Annotated in this window: 19 protein-coding genes; 9 read left to right on the plus strand and 10 right to left on the minus strand. The window is 72.4% G+C overall.

Going from position 1 to position 21075, the window contains the following annotated elements:
• Positions 1 to 74: 74 nt before the first annotated feature.
• The 4 genes from DEF28_RS11680 to DEF28_RS11695 all read right to left on the minus strand — a co-directional run bounded on the left by DEF28_RS11680 (position 75) and on the right by DEF28_RS11695 (position 3958).
• Positions 75 to 1304, minus strand: a complete 1230-nt coding sequence (locus DEF28_RS11680; protein ID WP_114446139.1) for a GDSL-type esterase/lipase family protein — start codon at positions 1302 to 1304, stop codon at positions 75 to 77.
• Positions 1305 to 1394: 90 nt separating this feature from the next.
• On the minus strand, positions 1395 to 1964 hold the full coding sequence (locus DEF28_RS11685) for a TetR/AcrR family transcriptional regulator (RefSeq protein WP_114396703.1): 570 nt from the start codon (positions 1962 to 1964) through the stop codon (positions 1395 to 1397).
• 286 nt (positions 1965 to 2250) lie between these two features.
• Positions 2251 to 2535 (minus strand): hypothetical protein, encoded by a 285-nt coding sequence (locus tag DEF28_RS28400; protein ID WP_233515246.1) that lies wholly within the window; start codon positions 2533 to 2535, stop codon positions 2251 to 2253.
• Between the two features lie 457 nt (positions 2536 to 2992).
• Positions 2993 to 3958: a GntR family transcriptional regulator gene (locus DEF28_RS11695; protein WP_114396704.1), complete on the minus strand. Its 966-nt coding sequence runs from the start codon at positions 3956 to 3958 to the stop codon at positions 2993 to 2995.
• Positions 3959 to 4083: 125 nt separating this feature from the next.
• On the opposite strand from DEF28_RS11695, the gene DEF28_RS11700 reads away from it, so the two are divergent.
• The 6 genes from DEF28_RS11700 to DEF28_RS11725 all read left to right on the plus strand — a co-directional run bounded on the left by DEF28_RS11700 (position 4084) and on the right by DEF28_RS11725 (position 11158).
• Positions 4084 to 4695 (plus strand): GNAT family N-acetyltransferase, encoded by a 612-nt coding sequence (locus DEF28_RS11700; RefSeq protein ID WP_114396705.1) that lies wholly within the window; start codon positions 4084 to 4086, stop codon positions 4693 to 4695.
• Between the two features lie 74 nt (positions 4696 to 4769).
• Entirely contained in the window at positions 4770 to 5675 is a 906-nt protein-coding gene (locus DEF28_RS11705; RefSeq protein WP_114396706.1) for an alpha/beta fold hydrolase, read from the plus strand.
• A 365-nt stretch (positions 5676 to 6040) separates the two neighbouring features.
• On the plus strand, positions 6041 to 6937 hold the full coding sequence (locus DEF28_RS11710; protein ID WP_114396707.1) for a MerR family transcriptional regulator: 897 nt from the start codon (positions 6041 to 6043) through the stop codon (positions 6935 to 6937).
• A 410-nt stretch (positions 6938 to 7347) separates the two neighbouring features.
• A complete protein-coding gene (locus tag DEF28_RS11715) occupies positions 7348 to 7791 on the plus strand; it encodes a helix-turn-helix transcriptional regulator (protein WP_114396708.1) in 444 nt (147 codons plus the stop codon).
• Between the two features lie 10 nt (positions 7792 to 7801).
• On the plus strand, positions 7802 to 8212 hold the full coding sequence (locus DEF28_RS11720; protein ID WP_114396709.1) for a VOC family protein: 411 nt from the start codon (positions 7802 to 7804) through the stop codon (positions 8210 to 8212).
• A gap of 633 nt (positions 8213 to 8845) precedes the next feature.
• Positions 8846 to 11158 (plus strand): ATP-binding cassette domain-containing protein, encoded by a 2313-nt coding sequence (locus tag DEF28_RS11725; RefSeq protein WP_114396710.1) that lies wholly within the window; start codon positions 8846 to 8848, stop codon positions 11156 to 11158.
• A 567-nt stretch (positions 11159 to 11725) separates the two neighbouring features.
• Here the strand turns inward: DEF28_RS11725 and DEF28_RS11730 are convergent.
• Positions 11726 to 12382 carry a maleylpyruvate isomerase N-terminal domain-containing protein gene (locus tag DEF28_RS11730; RefSeq protein WP_114396711.1) on the minus strand — a complete coding sequence of 219 codons (657 nt, stop codon included), beginning with the start codon at positions 12380 to 12382 and terminating at the stop codon, positions 11726 to 11728.
• Between the two features lie 1322 nt (positions 12383 to 13704).
• Positions 13705 to 14616 (minus strand): oxidoreductase, encoded by a 912-nt coding sequence (locus DEF28_RS11735; RefSeq protein ID WP_114396712.1) that lies wholly within the window; start codon positions 14614 to 14616, stop codon positions 13705 to 13707.
• Between the two features lie 64 nt (positions 14617 to 14680).
• On the opposite strand from DEF28_RS11735, the gene DEF28_RS11740 reads away from it, so the two are divergent.
• Positions 14681 to 15280 carry a TetR/AcrR family transcriptional regulator gene (locus DEF28_RS11740; RefSeq protein WP_114396713.1) on the plus strand — a complete coding sequence of 200 codons (600 nt, stop codon included), beginning with the start codon at positions 14681 to 14683 and terminating at the stop codon, positions 15278 to 15280.
• A gap of 357 nt (positions 15281 to 15637) precedes the next feature.
• Here the strand turns inward: DEF28_RS11740 and DEF28_RS11745 are convergent, their stop codons facing one another.
• Entirely contained in the window at positions 15638 to 16396 is a 759-nt protein-coding gene (locus DEF28_RS11745) for a MerR family transcriptional regulator (RefSeq protein WP_114396714.1), read from the minus strand.
• Between the two features lie 10 nt (positions 16397 to 16406).
• A complete protein-coding gene (locus DEF28_RS11750) occupies positions 16407 to 17291 on the minus strand; it encodes a DUF2268 domain-containing protein (protein ID WP_114396715.1) in 885 nt (294 codons plus the stop codon).
• A gap of 555 nt (positions 17292 to 17846) precedes the next feature.
• On the opposite strand from DEF28_RS11750, the gene DEF28_RS11755 reads away from it, so the two are divergent.
• On the plus strand, positions 17847 to 18593 hold the full coding sequence (locus tag DEF28_RS11755) for a CPBP family intramembrane glutamic endopeptidase (protein WP_114396716.1): 747 nt from the start codon (positions 17847 to 17849) through the stop codon (positions 18591 to 18593).
• 37 nt (positions 18594 to 18630) lie between these two features.
• Here the strand turns inward: DEF28_RS11755 and DEF28_RS11760 are convergent, their stop codons facing one another.
• Positions 18631 to 19422 (minus strand): MerR family transcriptional regulator, encoded by a 792-nt coding sequence (locus DEF28_RS11760; RefSeq protein ID WP_114396717.1) that lies wholly within the window; start codon positions 19420 to 19422, stop codon positions 18631 to 18633.
• A gap of 127 nt (positions 19423 to 19549) precedes the next feature.
• Positions 19550 to 20191, minus strand: coding sequence for a TetR/AcrR family transcriptional regulator (locus tag DEF28_RS11765; RefSeq protein WP_158562798.1), 642 nt, complete (start codon positions 20189 to 20191; stop codon positions 19550 to 19552).
• A 129-nt stretch (positions 20192 to 20320) separates the two neighbouring features.
• On the opposite strand from DEF28_RS11765, the gene DEF28_RS11770 reads away from it, so the two are divergent.
• Positions 20321 to 21034, plus strand: coding sequence for a cysteine hydrolase family protein (locus tag DEF28_RS11770; protein WP_114396719.1), 714 nt, complete (start codon positions 20321 to 20323; stop codon positions 21032 to 21034).
• Positions 21035 to 21075 lie beyond the last annotated feature (41 nt).

Consider the following 21075-nt stretch of genomic DNA (forward strand, 5'->3'; position numbering starts at 1 on the left):
GAGGAGGCCCGCTCGTGGCGCGGACGCGGATGCCGGCGGCCAGCCCGGCCGCCCCGGACCGCCTCCCAGGGCCGCTACCTGGGCTCCTGCCCAGCGGCGGCTCCCGCGTGCGGCGTCCCGTGGCCGGTTTGGCCGGCCCCTGAGAACCGGCCGCCGACGCCGAACGCGAGCTCGGCGAAGCGTTCGCCGATGCGGCGGTGGGCGGCGGCGTCGGGGTGCAGCTGGTCGGGCAGCGGCAGTTCCGCGAAGTCCGCCGCGCCGTAGAGGTCGCGTCCGTCGAGGTAGCCGAGGTGCGGGTCCTCGGCCGCCCGCTGCGCCACGATGCGGGACAGCTCATCCCGGATGACGGTGAGCGTCAGCTTGCCGGCGGTCCGTTCGGCGGGATCGCCGGTGGCCCGGAACCGCAGTCGCCCGGCGCTGATCGCACTGAAGTCGAAGGCGCTCGGGCCGGGGGTGTCCTCGTGGATGGGGCACAGGAGGGGCGAGACGACCAGCAGCGGTGCGGTGGGGTGGCCGTCGCGGATGGTGTCGAGGAAGCCCTGCACCGCCGGAGTGAAGGCGCGCAGCCGCATCAGGTCGCTGTTGACGAGGTTGATGCCGATCTTGACGCTGATGAGGTCGGCGGGGATGTCCCGCATGGCGCGGGCGGTGAACGGGTCGAGCAGGGCGCTGCCGCCCAGGCCCAGGTTGACCAGCTCGACGCCGCCGAGGGAGGCGGCGAGAGCGGGCCAGGTGGCGGTGGGGCTGGCGGCGTCGGAGCCGTGGCTGATGGAGCTGCCGTGGTGCAGCCACACCCTGCGGCCCGCGTCCGGCGCGGGCTCCACGGGTGCGTCGGTGCGCAGGGCGACGAGTTCGGTGGTCTCGTTGTGCGGCAGCCAGATCTCAACGTCCTTGACGCGGTTGGGCAGGCCCGCGAAGCGGAGGGTGCCGGCCGGGCCGGGCCGGTTCTCGGCGGTACCGGTGGCCATGTCGATGACCACGGTGTCGCCGCCGGCCACGCTGGCCTGGCCGGCGAGGCGCCCGTCGACGAGCAGGTCGTACACGCCGTCCGGGCGGGGCGGTGCGCCCAGGTAGGCGCGTTTGGTGGGCACGGTGTCCAGCTCGACGGCGGTGGCCCGGGTGCGCAGGGCCAGCCGGACCCCGGAGGGCTGGGACTCGGCCATGGCCAGCTGCGGGTCGGCGCACTGGGCGCGGGCGGGCAGCCGGTGCGGCAGCACACCGCGTTCGGTGCGCTCCAGGTCGACGGCGCCGCGCAGGAGATCGGCGGTGATGGGCGTGGTAGTCCAGTGGTGCCGGATGTGCATCGTGTCAGCCTGCTGGTCGGGATTCGCGGACGTTCGTGGTTCGCAGGTCCGGTCGCGGGGGTCGGTGCCTGCGGTGCGGGCGGGCCGCGGTCAGGGTGCGGGCCAGTTCCGCAGCAGGGCGTCGAGGGCGTCCAGGGTCCGCGACCAGGTCTCCTGGGTGTCGGGGGCGCTGTGGCTGAACCCGCCCCCCAGCTCCAGGGTCACGTAGCCGTGGAAGACGCTGCCCAGCAGCCGGACCGCGTGGGTCTGGTCCGGTTCCGCGAGGTCGTAGCCCCGCAGGATGGCCCGCGTCATCCGGGCGTGCCGGACGCCGGCGCTGGCGGCCGCCGTCGCCGGATCGAGCCTGAGTTGGGCCGCGGCGTAGCGGCCGGGATGCTCGCGGGCGTAGTCGCGGTAGACGTTGGCGAGGGCGGTCAGGGCGTCCTTGCCGGCCCGGCCGGCCAGGGCGTCGGCGGCCCGGTCGGCGAGTTCTTCCAACGCGAGCAGGGCGATCCTGGTCTTGAGGTCCTGGGAGGACCTCACGTGCGAGTACAGGCTCGCCACCTTCACGTCGAACCGCCTGGCCAGCGCTGAGACGGTCACCTGGTCGAAGCCGACCTCGTCGGCGAGGTCAGCCCCCGCCCGGACGAGGCGGTCCGCGGTCAGGCCTACCCGTGCCATAACCTTCCCTCCGATCGTCACAGCCGATTATGTAGTTGCCTAATGTGTTTAGGCAAATTGGTCAGCTGTGGAAGGCATCGGGTGTGCGGGGGCGAGGTACCGGAATCACCGGCGGGACCGTCCCTGGACGGCCCGTCGGAGCACGCGCCTCCGTGGCACCGCCGGCCGCCCAGCTCGGCGTCGGGGATCAGCGGAACCGCGGCGGCACCTCCTTCCCGGGCCGCCGCTAGAGCGGTGGACAGTCTCACGTTCGGACAGCTCCGGGCACTCGGCCCTCCGTGTGCCCTCAGCCGGTGTGGAGGACCCGGAAACGGCCGGGTTCCGCCGGGTCCCGAGCAACGACGTGGAGGGGTGGCCGCGCCCACTGCCAAACGCTGATGCCCGGCATGCGGGAGAACCGGATCTCCCCGCGGGTGCCTTCGACCGCGACACGCGCCCAGGATCCGGCGGTGCGCGCCCGGTCCGCGCCGTGGGAACGCAGCACGTCGGCGAGCACGGTGACCGTGTCATAGTCGTCGAACGCGACGAAGGACGGCGCTTCGGCCAGCCGCTCGCGCAGGGCCCCCTCCACTCGTGCGCCGAGCGGGCTGAGGCGCTCGGGCAGGTAGCGCAGGAACGGGATCGCGGCGCTGTCGCCGCCCAGCAGCGCCGCCCATTCGGCGCACTCCGGTTGGCCCGGCCGGAGCGCCGATCAGGATGTCGTCGAGGCGCTGGTCGCGGCGGATGGACGTGACGATCGGCACGGCCGGCTCCGGGTGGCCGACCAGGAGGAGGAGTGCTGTCGCGCGGCTGTCGACCACTTCGTCGCACACGGTCGCGGGGGCGAGCGCGCCCATGTCGAGTTCGATGAGGGTGCCGCCCCGTGCGGCGAGGTGGTCCCGCAGGATGCGGGTCCCAGCCGCCCAGTAGGCACTCGGCTGGGCGGCTACGGCGATTCGGCGGTGGCCCGCGCTGAGGAGGCCCGAGCGTTCACCTCGTCTCGCGTGGCCGGCGCGGGCCCCGGCCCGGTCGGTCACACCGGGGCCTCCCTACGCCGACAGTCCGCGCCCGTCCGCCACGAGGGCGGTGAAACCGTCGAGGTGGCGCGCGAGGCCGTACTCGAAGAGTCCGTCCAGGTCCGACACAGCGTCCGCCGGAACCGCTGCCAGCAGCGGGAACCGTCCGCCGGCGAGCAGCTCGTCGGTCCGCTTCCGCTGCGCCTGCCGCCACCGGTCGAGTGTCACACCGGTCTCCTGCTCGGCTTCGGCCTCGTCCGCCATGGACAGCGCGACGGTGAGGACCAGGCCGTGCAGCGTGAGCGCCTCCCGGATCCGTGTCTCCATGGGCAGCCCGAGCCCGTCGAGCGCACGCAGGGTCCACTCGGTGTGGGCCGTCAGGTTGGGCACGAGCAGCGGGCGGGTGAACGGGACGGCCCCGGGCAGCCAGAGGTGGCGCCGGCACAGCTGCCACTGCTCGCGGGAGATCAGTTCGAGCTTGGCCCGCCACCCCTCGGGACCCGGGACGGGGAGCCGGAGTTCGCCGAAGGCCTCGTCGACCATGTGCGCCACCAGCTCGTCCTTGTTGGCCACGTGCCGGTACAGCGACATCGGGCCGACACCGAACTCGGCCGCGAGCCGCCGCATGGACACGGCGTCGAGCCCCTCGACGTCGGCGATCGCGATGGCGGTGCGCAGCACCCGCGTACGGGTCAGGGCCCGCCCGGCGGCCCGGGGCTGCCGCGGCCGCGGCGGCACGCCCGGGCCGCCCGGCCGCTTCGGCACGGCGCGGGCGCTGACCACCGTGCCGGAACCGACTTTCGGTTCGACCAGTCCCTCGTCGCGCAGGGTCGCCATCACCCGGGTCGCGGTCGCGACCGCGACTCCCCATCGCTGGGCGATCTGCCGGATGGACGGCATCCGGTCCCCGGGCCGCAGGTCGCCGGCCGCGATCCGGGCGCGGATCTCCGCGACGATCTGCCGGTAGGGCGGTTCCGGCCGGTGCGGTGACGACGACATGGGGCCTCCGGTCCGTCGGTGCGGTCGTTCCTAGTCGGACAGTGTACTAGTCCAATCACCCCTCCCCAGTGCACTTCCTTCGCACAAACACCATTGTGGAGGGCAGATCTCGCTACCGTGGACGCATGACATCAAATACACCGTACGCATCCGTATGGCGGGCGGATGCCGCGGAGCGGCAGGTGGTGGTGGACGTCTTCACCGAGGCGTTCATGGACGACCCTGTCGCCCGCTGGCTGTTCCCCGAGGCCAGCGAACGAGCCCGGCTCCAGCAGCGCTTCTACCGGGCCCAGCTCGCCCACCCCGCCGCCGAGGCCGACCTGGCCGGCCATCGCGAGGGCGCCGCGCTGTGGCTGCGACTGGCCGCGGGCCAGTCCCCCCACGGGCAGCACCCAGAGGCGCCCGCGGCGGGCCCGCCCCCCGACTTCGGCGCGGGCGGTGCGCGGTTGCACGCCCTGGGGCAGGCGCTGGCCCGCCGCCACCTCGGCCGCGAACCGCACCTCTACCTCGCCTGCATGGGGGTGGCCGCCGGGCGGCAGGGCGGCGGACTCGGCTCCGCGATGCTGCGGCACCGACTGCGACGGGCGGACGCCGACGGGCTCGCCGCGTACCTGGAGGCGAGTTCGCCCCGGAGCCGCGCCCTCTACCAGCGGCACGGATTCGAGGACCTCGGCGCCCCGGTCCGCGTGGCGGACGGCCCGCCGCTGTGGCCGATGTGGCGCCCAGCGTGCCGTTGACCCCCGAGGAGTATCCCCGCGCCCCTCGGCGGCCGCACCACCCGACAGCGAACGGAAGAAGGAAGAGCACAGCGATGACAGCGGACCACGGCACCACCACCACCGCCGCCGGCGCCTCCGAGGGCGATCGGCGGCCGCCGACCCTGGTGTTCGTGCACGGCACGAACTCCTCCTCGTCCTCGTGGACGGGGCTGACCAGCGCACTCGCCCTGCGCGGGCACCGGTGTGCGGCCGTCGACCTGCCGGGGCACGGCCACGAGGGGTTCTTCCCGCGCGCCTACCAGGCCCCGCAGGACGCCGCGGCGCTGGCCACCGAGCCGTCGCCGCTGGCCGGACTCACCCTCGACGACTACGCCGAGCGCGTCGTGGACGTGGTACGCCGCGCCCGCCGCCACGGGCCGGTGATCCTCGTCGGCGCCAGCCAGGGCGGGGTCACCGTGAGCAGGGTCGGCAACGCCGTGCCCGAGCTCCTCGAGCGGGTGGTCTACGTGGCGGCGTACTGCTGCGTGGACCTGCCGAACATGGCCGCCTACCTCGCCACTCCGGAGAACGGCGACAGCCTGCTCGGCGGGGTGCTCCGGGCGCAGGCCGGCGACCCGGCGGTCCTGGGGGTGGCGCGGATCAACTGGCGCACGGCCGACCCGGCGGCGCTCCGCGGAATCCGGGAGTGCCTCGCCGGCGACTTCGACGACGAGGGGGTGCGCCGGATGCTCAACATGCTCGAACCGGACGAGCCCGTCGGCATTCCGCTCGCCGAGGCGCGGGGCGAAGCGCGGACCTGGGGCCGCATCCCCCGGACCTACGTGCGCTTCACCCAGGACCGGCTGATCCCGCCGGCCCTGCAGGACCGGTTCATCCGCGAGGCCGACCGCCTCACCCCGGGCAATCCGACCGACGTGCGCAGTGTCGCCGCTCCCCACGTGGGCCCGTTCGGCCGACCCGAACTGGTGGAGATCTTCGACGAGCTCGCCGGCCGCTGACCCCGGTGCCGCCGGAACGCTCGGCCGCCCGCCCCTCGCCGCAGGCGGGCAGCGCGGGGGCGGCGCAGGTGCGAACCCTGCGCCGCCGCACCGTGCAAGCCGAAGGCCATGTGGCCGCGGGGGTGCGGCCGATGCCGCCGCAGCTCTCCCGGAGCCACGCGAGCAGCGAAGTCGGCGGGTCCCGCTGGGCACGCTGACCAGGGTCGTGTCAGGAGACCTTTCCCTGTACGGATGCCGTCAATGGATCTTCGAAAAGATCCGTCGGGACCGCCGACCACGAGTTCGACGCCGGCGGCGGGGTTTGCGCATGCCGTAGCGGCATGTGGTGCAGTGAACGGTGAGCACGACGCTGAGAGGTTTCCTTCATGCACCTGCCTGCGATTCCCCGCTGGGTCAACATCGGCGACGCGGCCGCATTCACCGGGACCACCCCCCGAGCCATCCGGCACTACCACGACATCGGACTGCTCGCCGAACCGCAGCGGGGCGCCGACAACCGCCGCCGCTACGGCTACGACGACATGATCCGCCTGCTGTGGATCCGCACAATGGCGGACGCCGGTGTTCCCTTGGACGACATCCGTACCGCCCTGGCGGGTGCCAGCGACATCGAGCAGTCGCTCGCCCGGCTGGAGGAGTCCCTCACCGCCAAGGCAGCCGCAATCGAACGGCAGCGGACCGCCGTGCGCCGCCTGCGCGAGTCCGGCACCCCCCTCGGCCTGCTCTCCCCGTTGGTCGCCGGTCGACTGCGCCAGGTACCGCCCGGGGCCCTGCGCCCTTCTGATCTCGATGCCCTCCTGGTCACCGAGCGCGTCTTCGGCCCCCTCGGCGCTGCCGTCCAGGCCGACCGGTTCATCGTCCTGGCCACCCGGCCCGACCTGCGGGCCGAGGACGACCGCCTGGCGGAGGCCGAGGCGGCCCTGGACGACAGCGTCTCCCCCGACGACCCCCGCGTGGAATCCCTCGCCCGCCAGCGGTGCGCACACGAGACCGCGTTGCTCTCCGCCATCGAGGACGCCGAACGAGAAGAAGCACACGACGACCTCTTCGAGCGGTACGACGAGAGTGCGGACGGGGGCGGGACGACGACGCCCGTGTGGGAGGTCATCGGCAAGATGCCGTACGACTTCTCCGCGGCCCGCATCCGCTACGAAGAACGCGCCCTCGAACTGCTCCACGCCCAGCAGCACGGCGACACGCCCACGGACTCAGGGACTCGTTCTCCCGAAGCTACGGTGAGCCGCACAGTGACCGGTAGGTGACGTGGACGGCCGCGGGGATCCGGGGTACTCCTGGAGACCACCATTCCCGGGAGTTACCCCGCCTCGACCAGGTGCCGCTCACGGCCAAGTCGCGACGGGACTCCCTCAGAGACGGATTCACCGGACGAGAGCGGCCACCGGGCCCCCTGATGAGGCGGGGCGTCAACGGATGTGACCGTTGCCGGGACTCACCGTCCCGTTCCTCCGCGGACCCCGGCACCCGCATGTCCCCGGGTCCCCCGGGGATGTGCGCCGTTCCGCAGCCCCGGTCCCCCCTTCGGGCCCCCTGAGTCGGCTCCGGACCGCCATGCCGGCCGTCGCGGCGCGACCCGGCCGCGGCGAACAAATCCGCCGGTCAGCGCACATACGCGGACTTGAGCACTCTGGTGCGGCATGGCACTATCAGGCACGTGACCAGCAGATCCGCCGAATGGCAGCACCTGAGCGACCTGGCGCGGCTGCGCCGTGTCCGCGATCGGATCGACCGGGAGTACGCGCAGCCGCTGGACGTCGAGGCGCTCGCCCGCGGTGTGAACATGTCCGCCGGGCATCTCAGCCGCCAGTTCCGGCTCGCCTACGGCGAGCCGCCGTACGCCTACCTGATGACGCGGCGCATCGAACGCGCGATGGCCCTGCTGCGCCGGGGCGACCTCAGCGTCACCGAGGTCTGCTTCGCGGTCGGCTGCTCGTCGCTGGGCACCTTCAGCAGCCGCTTCACGGAACTCGTCGGCGTCCCGCCCAGCGTCTACCGGCGCGAGGCGGCGCACAAGGCCGCGGGCATGCCCTCGTGCGTCGAGAAGCAGGTCACCAGACCGATCAGGAATCGAGAAGCGCCGTCATCGGGCCGCGGCTAGCGTATCTGCCATGGACATCACCATTCACACCAGTTTCCTCCCGCACGACGACCCGGACGCCTCCCTGGCCTTCTACCGCGACGTCCTCGGCTTCGAGGTCCGCAGCGACGTCGGTGGTGGCAAGATGCGCTGGATCACGGTCGGCCCCGTCGGCCAGCCCGACACCTGCATCCTCCTGGCGCCGCCCGCCGCCGACCCCGGCGTCACCGACGAGGAGCGCCGCCTCATCGCCGAGATGATGGCCAAGGGCACCTACGGCTGGATCGTCCTGGCCACCAAGGACCTGGACGACACCTTCGAGAAGGTGCAGGCCAGCGATGCCGAGGTCATCCAGGAACCGACGGAGCAGCCCTACGGCGTCCGCGACTGCGCCTTCCGCGACCCCGCGGGCAACCACATCCGCATCCAGCAGGTGCGCTGAGCCGTCCGGCGTCGCCGCCACCACCGGCGCGGCGACCGTGCGGAAGCCCGCATACGAAGCCGGTGGCAGCCGCCCGGAGGCCGCCGCCACCGGCTTCGGCGGCAGCGTCCCCCAGACGCCACCGCCGATGAACGCATCCGGCCCGCGTGGGACTTGTCAGGGCGCAGGCACCGAGCACCGCTGACGGCGCGACCGGCAGGAACCGGACCGCCCGGCCGGGCCCAGCCACCCCGCCGACGGGCCCATGACCAGGGGCCGCGCCGGGGGCCGCGCGACCGGCACGCCGCAGCGGCCGACCGGTCCGCCGGACGGCTGGACCCGCCTCCCATGCCAGGCCCCGTCCCGCCGCTGCCCCGGCCTCGCCGCGCCATCCGCGCCCGGGCCGTCCGACAGCGCCCTGCCCCGCGCCGGCCTCCGGCCGGGCCCGCCGGCAGCACGGGGCCGAATCCCCTGGTCAGGGCTCCCGCCCGAGGCGACCCCGGTCGGCCGCCGCCGAGCAGGCGGCCCGGCGGGCGGTGCCGCGACCCCGCCACCGAAGACGGGACGGGCGTAGTGCATGAACCTGGTTAAATCGACCAGGCCACCCCCGACTGAGACCGCGAAGGCGGCCCCCTCGCAACAGATGGAGACACGATGAGCACGGCCCCGAGGACGGGCACGCAGCCGCCTGCGCCGCACGTCGCCGACAGCCACGACCTGATCCGCGTGCACGGCGCGCGCGAGAACAACCTCAAGGACGTCAGCGTCGAGATCCCCAAGCGCCGGCTGACGGTGTTCACCGGCGTCTCCGGCTCGGGCAAGAGCTCGCTGGTGTTCGACACGATCGCCGCGGAGTCGCAGCGGCTGATCAACGAGACCTACAGCGCCTTCGTGCAGGGCTTCATGCCGACGCTGGCGCGGCCGGAGGTCGACCTCCTGGAGGGGGTGACCACGGCCATCATCGTCGACCAGGAGCGGATGGGCGCCAACTCCCGCTCCACCGTCGGCACCGCCACCGACGCCAACGCCATGCTGCGGATCGTCTTCAGCCGGCTCGGCCAGCCGAGCGCAGGACCGGCGTTCCACTACAGCTTCAACCAGCCCGCCGGCGCCTGCCCGCGCTGCGAGGGCATGGGCAGCGTCACCGACATCGACCTGACCCAGCTCTACGACGAGAGCAAGTCGCTCGCCGAGGGCGCGATCACCATCCCCGGCTACAGCGCGGACGGCTGGATGGTGCGGATCTTCGCCGCGTCGGGCTTCTTCGACCCCCACAAGCCGATCCGCGACTACACCGAGACCGAGCTGCACGACTTCCTGCACCGCGAGCAGACCAAGGTGAAGATCGACAAGACCAACATCACCTACGAGGGGCTGGTCCCCCGGGTCCAGAAGTCGTTCCTCTCCAAGGACCGGGAGGCGCTGCAGCCGCACATCCGGGCGTTCGTGGACCGGGCCGTCACCTTCACCACCTGCCCCGAGTGCGGCGGCAGCCGGCTCAACGAGGCCGCCCGCGCCTCGCGGATCAGAGGCGTCAACATCGCCGACGCCTGCGCGATGCAGATCAGCGACCTGGCCAAATGGGTCCGCGACCTCGACGAGCCGTCGGTGGCGCCGCTGCTCGCCACGCTGCAGCAGACCCTCGACTCGTTCGTGGAGATCGGGCTGGGGTACCTCTCCCTCGACCGGCCCTCGGGCACGCTCTCGGGCGGCGAGGCGCAGCGCACCAAGATGATCCGCCACCTCGGCTCCTCGCTCACCGATGTCACCTACGTCTTCGACGAGCCCACCACGGGCCTGCACCCGCACGACATCCAGCGGATGAACGACCTGCTGCTGCGGCTGCGGGACAAGGGCAACACCGTGCTCGTCGTGGAGCACAAGCCGGAGACGATCGCGATCGCCGACCACGTCGTCGACCTCGGTCCCGCGGCCGGCGCGGCGGGCGGCACCGTCTGCTTCGAGGGCACCGTCGAGGGCCTGCGGGCCAGCGGCACCCTCACCGGCCGCCACCTCGACGACCGGGCCGCCCTCAAGGAGACCGTGCGCAAACCCACCGGCGCGCTGGAGATCCGCGGTGCCACCGCGCACAACCTCCGCGACGTCGACGTCGACATCCCGCTCGGGGTGCTCTGCGTCGTCACCGGCGTGGCGGGCTCCGGTAAGAGCTCGCTCGTGCACGGGTCGATCCCCGACGGCGCCGGTGTGGTGTCGATCGACCAGGGCGGGATCCGCGGCTCGCGGCGGAGCAGCCCGGCGACCTACACGGGACTGCTCGACCCGGTCCGCAAGGCCTTCGCGAAGGCCAACGGCGTCAAGCCGGCGCTGTTCAGCGCCAACTCCGAGGGCGCCTGCCCCACCTGCAAGGGCGCCGGCGTCATCTACACCGACCTGGCGATGATGGCCGGCGTCGCCACCACCTGCGAGGAGTGCGAGGGGAAGCGGTTCCAGGCATCGGTGCTGGACCACCGCCTCGGCGGTCGCGACATCAGCGAGGTGCTCGCGATGTCGGTGACCGAGGCCGAGGTGTTCTTCGGCTCCGGCGAGGCGCGCACGCCCGCCGCGCACGCCATCCTCCGCCGGCTCACCGACGTCGGGCTCGGCTACCTCAGCCTCGGCCAGCCGCTCACCACGCTGTCCGGCGGCGAGCGGCAGCGGCTCAAGCTGGCCACCCACATGGCCGAGAAGGGCGGCGTCTACGTCCTGGACGAGCCGACCACCGGCCTCCACCTCGCCGACGTCGAGCAGCTGCTCGGCCTCCTCGACCGGCTCGTGGACTCCGGTAAGTCGGTCATCGTCATCGAGCACCACCAGGCGGTCATGGCGCACGCCGACTGGATCATCGACCTCGGCCCCGGTGCTGGCCACGACGGCGGCCGGATCGTCTTCGAGGGCACCCCCGCCGACCTCGTCGCCTCCCGCTCCACCCTCACCGGCGAGCACCTGGCGGCCTACGTCGGCGCCTGACCGGGCAGCGGGGGGAGGCCGTGGGCCCGGCCGTCCCACGGCCTCCCCTCCCCCACGCGGATCCGATGGCGCGCATGCGCCCCCGGAGGCGGCCCACCGGACCGCGCTCGCGGAACCGGACCTGCCGGGCCAGCACCAGCAGCCCGGGCAGCAGCACCGCACCCGGTTTCCACCGCGGCCAGTCCACCGCGCGGCCGCCCAGCGTCTTCGGGTCCTCCCGTGCGCCGGGCAGGGCGCCGAGCTGGCCGGCGCTGCGGACCTGGAGGCCTACCTGCGTGAACGCGGCTGAGACCTCGCCCGCCAGTCGACGGCGACCGGGGCCACCCGCGGCCCGCCTCGGTCCCGGGGGAACCCGGCCACCCAAGACGGGCCGCGCCAAGCTCGGGTGCGACTCACGCACCGCCGCCGTCGCCGTCTCCGCGACCGGTTTCGGCCTCATCCGCCGCTGACCGCACGCGTGCGGTCGTGCCGACCCGCAGGAAACCGCGTGCCACGGCCGCCGCACGCGGTGGTTGCCGCCAGCGTGCCGGTCGCGCGCCCACGTCGAAGGGGCCGTTCAGCCGGCCGTCATCCGATGACGAACGGGAGCTTCGCGGCCAGTTCCCCGAGTTCGGCCTTCTCCGCGCCGGTCGGCGGGCGCCGTCCGGTACCGACCAGCAGCGCGTCCGTGTCGGAGAACGACGCGGGGAACGCGGTTCCGGCGATCTTCTCCAGCATCTCGCGGGTCCGGGCGAGCCCCTCCGCGGGCGGCCGCGCCGCGGCGGGAAGGTGCGCGACCAGGTCGAGGTGGTGCAGCGTCCACTCCAGGACATAGGCGGAGAGGTAGTCGCCCGCGGTCAGGACTTCGCCGCGGGTGGCGACCCGCAGCCGCGGGTCGGCGAGTGCGGCGGCGCGGCCGGCGGCGGAGCCGACGTCGTCGAGGTGGAACTTGAGCAGCCACGGCTCCTCGTAGGCGGCGGCCAGGCGGACGGTCAGCGCGTCCAACGGGTCGTCGCCGGTCGGCGGCGCTTCGGCGACCTCCCAGTAGGTCACCGCGTCGCGGGTGGGTTCGGTCTCCGCGGGGGTCGCGAGGGTGATCAGGACGTCTTGGGCGTCGATGACCAGATGGCACACCAGGTCCCGCACGAGCCAGCCGGCACAGCCGGACGGCTGCGCGAAATCCTCGTCCGAAAGTTCGGCGACGGCCGTGCGCAGCGCCGTCCAGGAGTGTGAGAAGAGGTCCACATCGGCACGGTAGTGGGGTGCCGCCAGTCGGACAACCGCATGCGCACGGCCGGCTCTCGGCAGGGGTGGCGGTCCCGGGGTGGCGTTCTCCCTCCCCGCTGCCGCGCCTGCCGGGGGCGAAGCGGCGCAGGATAGCGGCCGCCCGTTGGCCGGCAGCCGACCGTGCCGCATCGGCCGCGTCATACGGGACCGCCCTCGGCGCGCGGCCGGCTGCCGGCGGCGAGCAGCGGAGCGTGCGTGTTCCATGTCCCCGGGCGGTTGCGCGTCGTCCACGCTGTCGGCCGCCGCTGCTACCTGCCCAGCCGAAGCCCGGTCCTGACGCGCTCCGCCGCAGGTCGGTCGCCGGCCGGGCCGGTGCCGGCGGACCCTCCTTCGCCACACCGGGGATATTTGTCGGTTTTGTTGCTTTCTGCGGAGCGGTGCGGGAAAAATCGGCGCCACAGATCGCACGCTGCCGCCCTATTGGAGGGGCGGCCATACCTCGGGTACCCCCGAGGGGGTGCGTGCGGTTGCGGCCGTTTCACGGCCTCGATCTCGTTCTCGCGCCCTCCGCACGCCCCGGAATAACGTTGCGGCGCCCCATCGGCGCTCCGCGGCCGGTTTTCCGCCTTCTCCGGCCTGGCCGCCGATAAAGTTCACTTATCGGCGGTCAGAAATCCACCCCCTGAAGGATTTGTTTCGTGGGCCACTAACGTATTTCGTTTTAATGTGACGATATCAACGCTACGTTACAAAACTGGGCGGCGAGAGGACCCGGCGACCGCAGGTCCCCGAATGCGCGCCGTTGCCGTGCGGCCCGGGGCCGGGAAAGGCCCGGAGACGCGGAGCTCCAGCGCCCTCCCGTCCGAGAATGCGCTGGTCCGGCGCGCCGCCTACCCGGTGATCGCCACGAGTGCGGCGCTCAGCGCCACGCCCCCGCGGGCCCAGCGACGGCCGGTCGCTCCCGGACAGGACGGGGTCCGAGTAGGAACGGAACGGCGAGCCCCGGCGACTGTCACATCTGTTGGCGCTCTGTCTTCAAGGCCCAGTTCTCCCGAAGCTGCGGCGAGCCGCAAAGTAACCGACCGGCTGGGCATCACCTACGACGCGGCCCGGGTTCGCCGCGTCGCCGAGGAGGCGATCCGCAAGGCGGTGCAGTCCAAGGACAATCCGGCCGATCTGATCAACGTGGCCTGGAGGAGTCGGTCATCGTGTTCGCTTCCATGGCCTGGTGTACTCCCGCGACGACGTGGTAGCCGCAGGGGCGGGCCCGCAGGCCGTGGCAGCGTCGATGCCCGTCGGCGCTCCGGAGACGACGATGAGTTCGTTCTTCTCGGGCGGTGTCATCGACCCGAGGCCGCTCGCGGCTGGTCAGTGTCGAAGGGAAAGACGGTGCCGGTGAGTCTTTCTGATTCCTTCCACAAACGGCGTGCATCATCCGATCTGTGCGTTTTTATCGCGCGTTTGGCAGGGGCGGGGGCGCCGCGCAGTCCCATCAGACGACTGGGGCCGATGGAGCTGCCGCCCGGGATCTCGGCGACAGCGGCGTAGATGCTTGGCAGCGCTCCGGCTTCGGCAGGTTGCGCGATGGTGTGGATGACGGACCTCTCGATCCGGTACCTGAGCCCGCGACCCTCGACGTTCATCAGGTTCGTCGTGGCGATCCCCGGGTGGGCTACGACCGAGATCACCGACGAACCGACCGAAGAGAGACGCCGTTGCAGTTCGTGTGCGGTGAGGTGGTTCGCGAGCTTGGACTGGCCGTATGCGGGATAGGGGCGATACCTCCTGCGGTGCCAGTTGAGGTCGGTGAAGTCGATCCTGCCGATGAGATGCGCGAGTGAGCCGATGATGACCACGCGGTCCCGCACCTGGGGTAGCAGCAGGTTCGTCAGAGCGAAGTGTCCGAGGTGGTTGGTCCCGAACTGCGACTCGAACCCGTCCGCGGTGCGTTCCAAGGGTGGGATCGAGATGCCCGCGTTGTTGATCAGCACATCGATCGGCTCGGTGAGGGACTCAGCGAATGCGCGGACGGACGACAGATCCGCTAGATCGAGACGGCGAACCTCGGTGTCGCCGTCCATCGTGGCCGCTGCAGCGTGGCCCTTCTCCTCGCTGCGCACGGCCAGGATGACTCGCGCACCTTTCGCGGCGAGCACGGTCGCGGTGACACGGCCCACCCCGCCGCTGGCTCCGGTGACGACAACGGTGCGTCCGCTCAACGACGGGACATCAGCTGTGGTGAATGAGGACATGGTCGCAATGTAGTCATTGACTACGTTGTAGTCAATGACTACATAGTCGGGTAATGTTGCACGCATGAACGCTCGGCCAGATCGGCACCGGTATCATCACGGGGATCTTCGCGCTGCTCTCCTCGAAGCCGCCGAACGTCGGCTGCGCACCCACGGCGTGGCCCGACTGTCACTCCGCGACCTCGCCAGGGAGGTCGGGGTCAGTCATGGCGCCCCACGCAGGCATTTCCCCGAACGGCAAGACCTGCTCGACGCGTTGGCCCAGTCCGGTTTCACCCGGCTGGGTGAGAGAATCCGGCACGCCATCGCTGAGGGGGAGGATGATGTCCCCGCACGAATCCGACGTGCCGGGTCCGCATTCGCGCACTTCGCCATAGAGAACGCCGCGCTGCTGGAGTTGATGAACGCCACCAAACACCGCGCAGGCGCGGAGAGCGGCCCGCTTGCGGCCGAGGCGGCATTCGAGCCAATCAAGGTGCTCATCCGTGAGGGGCAAGCCCAGAGCATCTTGCGGGAGGGCCCGCCCGAGGAGATCGGACTCATCCTGTACGCGACGATTAACGGCATCACCACTCTGGTCACCACTGGAGCGATCAGCGTCGAGCGACTCGACGACCTCACGCACACTGCCGTGAACCTGTTCCTCAGGGGAGCGGCACCATGAGCTGATTCCATCCTCATCGGTCCTGGTGCCTGATCCTGGACCTCGCGCTCGCCCTGGCCGACGACCGCCGACGCGACATCGCCGCACGACTCCGCGCCAGCGCCCACCGGGCCGCCGTCAGCGGCGGAGTGGCGGCACAGGCTCGCGGCCCCGACCGGGCTCGGGGCAACGAGCTCCACATCCACCGCCTCGGCGGCCGCCGCACCGCGGCCGCGCACCAGGTCGGTTCCTTGGCCATGTGGCCAAGTCACGTGGCCACGTCAGGCGCCCGAGTACCCGTTCCGGGCCGGTCGCTCGGCCGGGGTCGCGCCAGGGCAACCGGGTGCCGGAACTCGGTATCTCCGCGAACCTCGTGAGCTACATCCGGGTCCGCGCGTACATCTGCAGTGCGTCGCGGACGAACGCCGCCCCTGCGGCGTCGTCGTACATGCCGGCGAAGCGGGGGTCGTCCACGTACATGTCCCCCAGGCAGCTCACCATCTCGATCGAGCGCTCCCGGTCGCCGTCCGCCGTGGGGGTGCCCGGGATCTGGCTCAGCCACTGGACGTGCCGGGCGGCCAGTGACTGAGCGTGCTCCGATGCGGGAGAGACCCCGGCCTTCGCCGCGGCGACCCATGCGGCGACGAGGTCTTCGGTGGCCCGCTTCCAGGCCTGCTGCTGGTCAAGGCTCTTGCCGTGCCACCAGTCGTTGCTCGCCTGGAACGCGCGCTCGCCCCAGCGCGCGACCACCTCGTCCTTGTAGCGGTCGTTGAACCCGGCCAGCATGACGTCCATCCGCGGCTCCGCCCCCGCCTGCAGGGCCTGGAGCGTGTGACGGACCGACTGGATCTGCCGCTCGATGCGGTCCCGTTCCTCCTCAAGTGCGGCGATGTGGGCGCGGAGCCCCTCGCGCGCGTCCACCTCGTCGGCCAGGACCTCGGCGATGGCCGGCAGGCTCATACCGAGCCGGCGCATGAGCAGGATCCGCTGCAGCCGGGCGACCGCCGCGGGGTTGTAGTAGCGGTACCCGTTCTCCCCGACCCGGGACGGGGCCAGGAGCCCGATGCTGTCGTAGTGACGCAGGGTGCGGCTGGTGATGCCCGCCCTCGTCGCGAGTTCCTGGATCGTCCACTCCATCCCTCCAGTGTCACCCGCGGCGCAGCGTGGCCGCGATGACCTCCGAGCTGTCGGCGTGCAGGAGCTGCGCCGCCGTCTGGCCGGTCGCCGCCAGGTAGGTGTCGACCAGCCGGTTGCCCGCCGCGTACCCGGCGCCCATCGGCAGTCCCACCGGGGTGAGGCCGAAGCGCTCGGCGCTGGGGTCGCCGTGCACCCAGGGGGTGAAGTTCTGCATGCCCGTGACGTCGAGCCCGGTGAGGACCTTGCCGAAGACCTCGTCGTCGTGCAGGTGCGGCACGCCGATGCGGGTGTGGCCGAGCTCGTCACCGTAGAGTTGCCGGGCGAAGGCGTCGGCCAGGCCCTCGGAGACGATGTGATCGCCGACCGTCACGGTCATCGGGTCCCACACCACCCCGCCCGGTCCGAACCGCAGGTTGTGGTGGAGTTCGTGCACGGAGGTGGCCTCCAGGCGCTCCACGTTCTCGGGGAAGGGCCAGAGCGTGACCACGATGTGGCCCGAGATGCCGCCGAACCCGGTCAGGCCGAGGCAGGGACCCATGAAGTGCTCGTCACCCGGATCGCCGAGCACGAGCAGCACGGTGATGTCCGGGGCCTCCAGCCCCGGCACCGCGTCCAGCAGTACGGTGAGGGCGTCGTCGAAAGCACGTTGCATCCGCTCCCAGGCTCCGGCCGCCGCCAGGGTTTCGAGCGCGTCGAGGCAGCGCTCCTCGTCGCGGTCGATGGGGAACCCGGCCCCTTCGAGGTGCAGGGCTAGCAGGTCGACCTCGCCGGGGTAGTAGCGGTACATGCCCCTCGTGGGCTCCAGCATCGAACGCAGCAGATCGGCGCGGTCCGCGGTGGGAGCCAGCAGGATCCGCCTCATAGCGAAGTACGTGTCAAGAACAGTGATCGACATGGCCCCGAGGCTAGAAGTTGACGTAACGTCAAGGTCAAACCAGCGGGCCGGCCACCGCCCCGGGCACCTGGCGGACACGGGCGCCCTCCCCCATGCCGCCGATCTCCGCGGTCACGGCGCACCGCACAATTCGGCAGCGCTGCACAATTCGGCAGCGCCGCCCAACAAATCGGCGAAGCACCGCCAACCCGCCATCCAGGAATGCTTTTCCTTTTCTATTCGGCGAAGGACAAGAATTGCCCGCTCCGCGCTTTCTCGGTAACGTCGGGCGCGCCGGAGGAGGGAGCTTCCCATCCGCCCGCTCGGCCCGACCGAACTCCGCTCAACAGCGGAAATACCTGGGTGGTGAGCCGCCACCGAGGCGGGCGGGGCCTCCGGTCAGGTGACCGGCGCCGGATGCGGGAAAGCGGCGGGCGCCGCTTTCCCGCATCCGTTTCACGGCCAGGGGCGCGCCCGCTGGATTTTCCGCCACCGCGCCCGCGGCCAGCACCGGCGCGGCATTTCTTCCACCGGCCGCCGCCCGCGCCATTCCCCCTACCCCCACGCGGAGACCCGATGGACGCACTCACCGACCTGCTCTCCTACACCGCGCGCATCCTGCCCGGCCTCGCTCTCATCGCCGCGTGCCTGCTGCTGGCGCGCGGCCGCACCGATCCGCTGCTGCCCATCGGGCTGCTCGTCCTCGGCTTCGTCCTGATCCGCGACACCATGACCCCCACCGGGCTGTGGCGGCTCGGAACGGCCGGGTACGGCGTGTGGCTGCGCCTGTCCGACGACGCCGTGGTCCTGACCGTCTTCGGCGTCCTCACCCTCGCACTGACCGCGGCGGTGCTGGTCTGGGCGCCGCGGCTCCGGGCGCTGGTGGTGTGGGGCCGGCCCTCCGCCGTGACCCTGGCCGTGGGGGCGGGCGGGGGCGTCCTGGCCGCCGCTCCCGTGCTCGCGCTGACGGCGCCGGTCCCGCTGGCTGAGCGCGGCGGAGCCGTCGCCCTCGGTCTGCTGCCGTTCCTGCTCTGGTTCTCCATGGCCGGCAACCTCGCGGAGGAAGTTCTGTTCCGCGGACTCCTCCAGGGCCGCCTGGAACGCGACGTCTCCCCCCTGCGCGCCGCGCTGCTGTCGGCGGCGGTGTTCGCGGCCTGCCATGTCTTCCTCGCCACCACCGTCACCGACATCGGGTGGCCGCTGCTCGCCTTCACGCTCTATGAGGGGCTGATCTGCGCGCTGCTGCGGATGCGCCACGGTGTGGTCCCGGCCGCTCTCGCCCACGGCACGGCGGTCTTCCTGCTGGCGGCCGGTCTGAGGTGACCCCGTGCCGCGCGGCGGTTCCCTCATCAGGACTCCGTCAGGGCGCCTCGGGGCGCCGCGCCGCCGTGGAGGCCGGGTGGGAGGGCGCCGCGGCGGGGCCGCCCCCGTCGACGGCGCTCTGTTCAGCCAGGTAGCGGTGCAGGTGGCCGGCGCCGTCGAGCATGGCCGTGGTGCGCCGGGCCAGGTCGGCGTGCTGCCGGGCGATCGCCGCGCGCAGGGCGTCGCTGCCGCCCGTGCGCCGCAGGTCGTCGAGTACGGGCCGGATCCGGGGAAGCGGGTAACGGCTCTGCCGCAGGAGGTGGATGAGCCGTGCGTCCCGGACATCGGTCGGGCCGTAGTGGCGGTAGGAGGTGCCGGGCTCCCGGCGCGGCGTCAGCAGCCCCGCCGCCTCCCACACCCGCAGGGCGGAGGTGCGCACACCGAGGTGGGCGGCCACCTCGCCGATGCGCAGGGCGCTCCGGGCCGGCGGCGCGGTGTCCGCCGGCCGGCCCGCGAGCGCCTGCAGCGCCTCACCGGCCGCGGCGAGCGACAGCCGCTGCTCGTGCAGCGCCGCGTGGGCGGCGTCCACGAGTGCGAGCGCCCGGTCGACCTCCCCGGAGTGGACGGCGAGCATGATCGCGTGCGCGCTGATGGGCCCGTATCCCTTCACCATCGCCCGGTAGGTGAGCAGCGCCCGTAGGTGCCGCGGGCCGAACCTGCGGTAGCCGGCGGGGGTACGGGGCGCGGGCGGCAGGATTCCGGCGTCCTCGTAGTTGCGGACCTGCTGGGTCGACACACCCGCTGCGCGCGCCAGATCGACGGGGCGCAGGTCGCCCTCCGCGGCCGTCATCGGTCCCCCGTCCGACGCTGTGCTGGATACCGCGTTGAAGGTTACTCGTGGCGGTCGCCGCTCGAAAGCGCCGGACCGGCCGGAGCGGCGCCAGGCCGGGGTCCGGGGCGCGACCGGGCAGGTCCGCTCACTTCGCCGCGGCGGATCCCGCTACCCCCGCCGGGTCGACGAAGGTCCGTCGGAACATCAGGGCGAGGTGCCCGGCGAGCTGGTCCTCCGACCAGCCCCGTTCGACGTGCAGGGCCTCGATCAGGTCGGAGGAGATGAGTGCCCAGAGCATGTCGGTGGCGCTGTCCGCGGTCCACGCCGGCGCCAGCCGGCCCTCGTGTGCCAGCCACTCGGCCAGCCGGCGGCAGTTCGCGCGCTGGGACTCGGTCGCGCGCCGGTAGTGCCGGGCGGCGTCGGGGTCCTGGTTGCGGACGCGCCGGACCGCCTGGTCGACGGCCAGCACGCGCGGGTGGTACCGGGCGAGGTGCCGGGCCCACTCCTCCAGTCCGGCGACGGAGTCGGGCCGCTGCCACACGCGGCGCACCGACTCGTGCAGGCCCTCCTCCTCGGCGAGGTAGTCGAAGAGCGCGATGACCAGCTCGGTCCGGGAGGAGAAGTGCAGGTAGACGGCGCGCCGGGTGACGCCGGCGCGTTCGGCCGCCTCGGCCATGGTCAGTGCCGCGGGGCCGCGCTCTTCGAGGATGGCGCGGGCGGCGGCCAGGACGGCGGTCCGGGTGCGCCGGCTTCGCGCGTTCCGGGGTTCGGTGATGGGGTCGGTCACGCCTCGACTGTTGCACATTAGTGCACGGCCTGTGTAGTTTCCGAACTACACAACATGTGAAGTTGATGCTCCTGTGGGCGTCCGCGCGACACTGCGGCCGCCCGGCGGGCAACCGAGGGAGGACCGCCCATGCACCAGGAAACCGCGTCCGCGGCCGGACGTCTCGCCGTGGTCGAGGCGAGGCCCGGGCCCGTCGAGGTGGACCTCGCCGCGGCCGCGGTGGTCGTGGTCGACATGCAGAACGACTTCGCCGCGAAGGGCGGCGGGAACGACCTGGCCGGCATCGACATCTCCGTCCTGCGCGCCGCGATCGCGCCCACCGCGCGGGTCCTGGCCGCCGCGCGCCGGGCCGGCGTCCCGGTGGTCTACCTGCGGCACGAGTACCTTCCCGACCTCTCGGACATGGGGCCGCTCGGCTCCAAGAACCAGCTGATCCACACCGCCGCGGGCGTCGGCCGGCGCGTGCCGGCGCCGGACGGGTCGGTGGGGCGCATCCTCGTCCGCGGCACGTGGAACACCGAGATCGTGCCGGAACTCGCACCCGAGCCCGGCGACACCGTGCTGAGCAAGACCCGGTTCAGCGGCTTCCACGCCACCGGACTGGACGCCGCCCTCCGGCGCCTCGGCGTCCGCGACCTGCTCGTCACGGGCTGCACCACCAGCGTCTGCCTGGAGTCGACCGTCCGGGACGCGATGTTCCGCGACTACCGACCGCTCGTCCTCGCCGACTGCACCGGCGAGATCCAGGGCGAAGAGCACCACGAGTCGACGCTGGTGCTGGTCGAGCGGCTCTTCGGCTGGGTGGCGCGCTCGGCGGACCTGCTCCGCGCGCTCGGCGGCTGAACGGCCGCGGCGCGGGTGCGTCCGTCCCGGACGGCGGGAGC

This window comes from Marinitenerispora sediminis (genome assembly GCF_003336425.1).
GTDB classification, from domain to species: Bacteria; Actinomycetota; Actinomycetes; order Streptosporangiales; family Streptosporangiaceae; genus Marinitenerispora; species Marinitenerispora sediminis.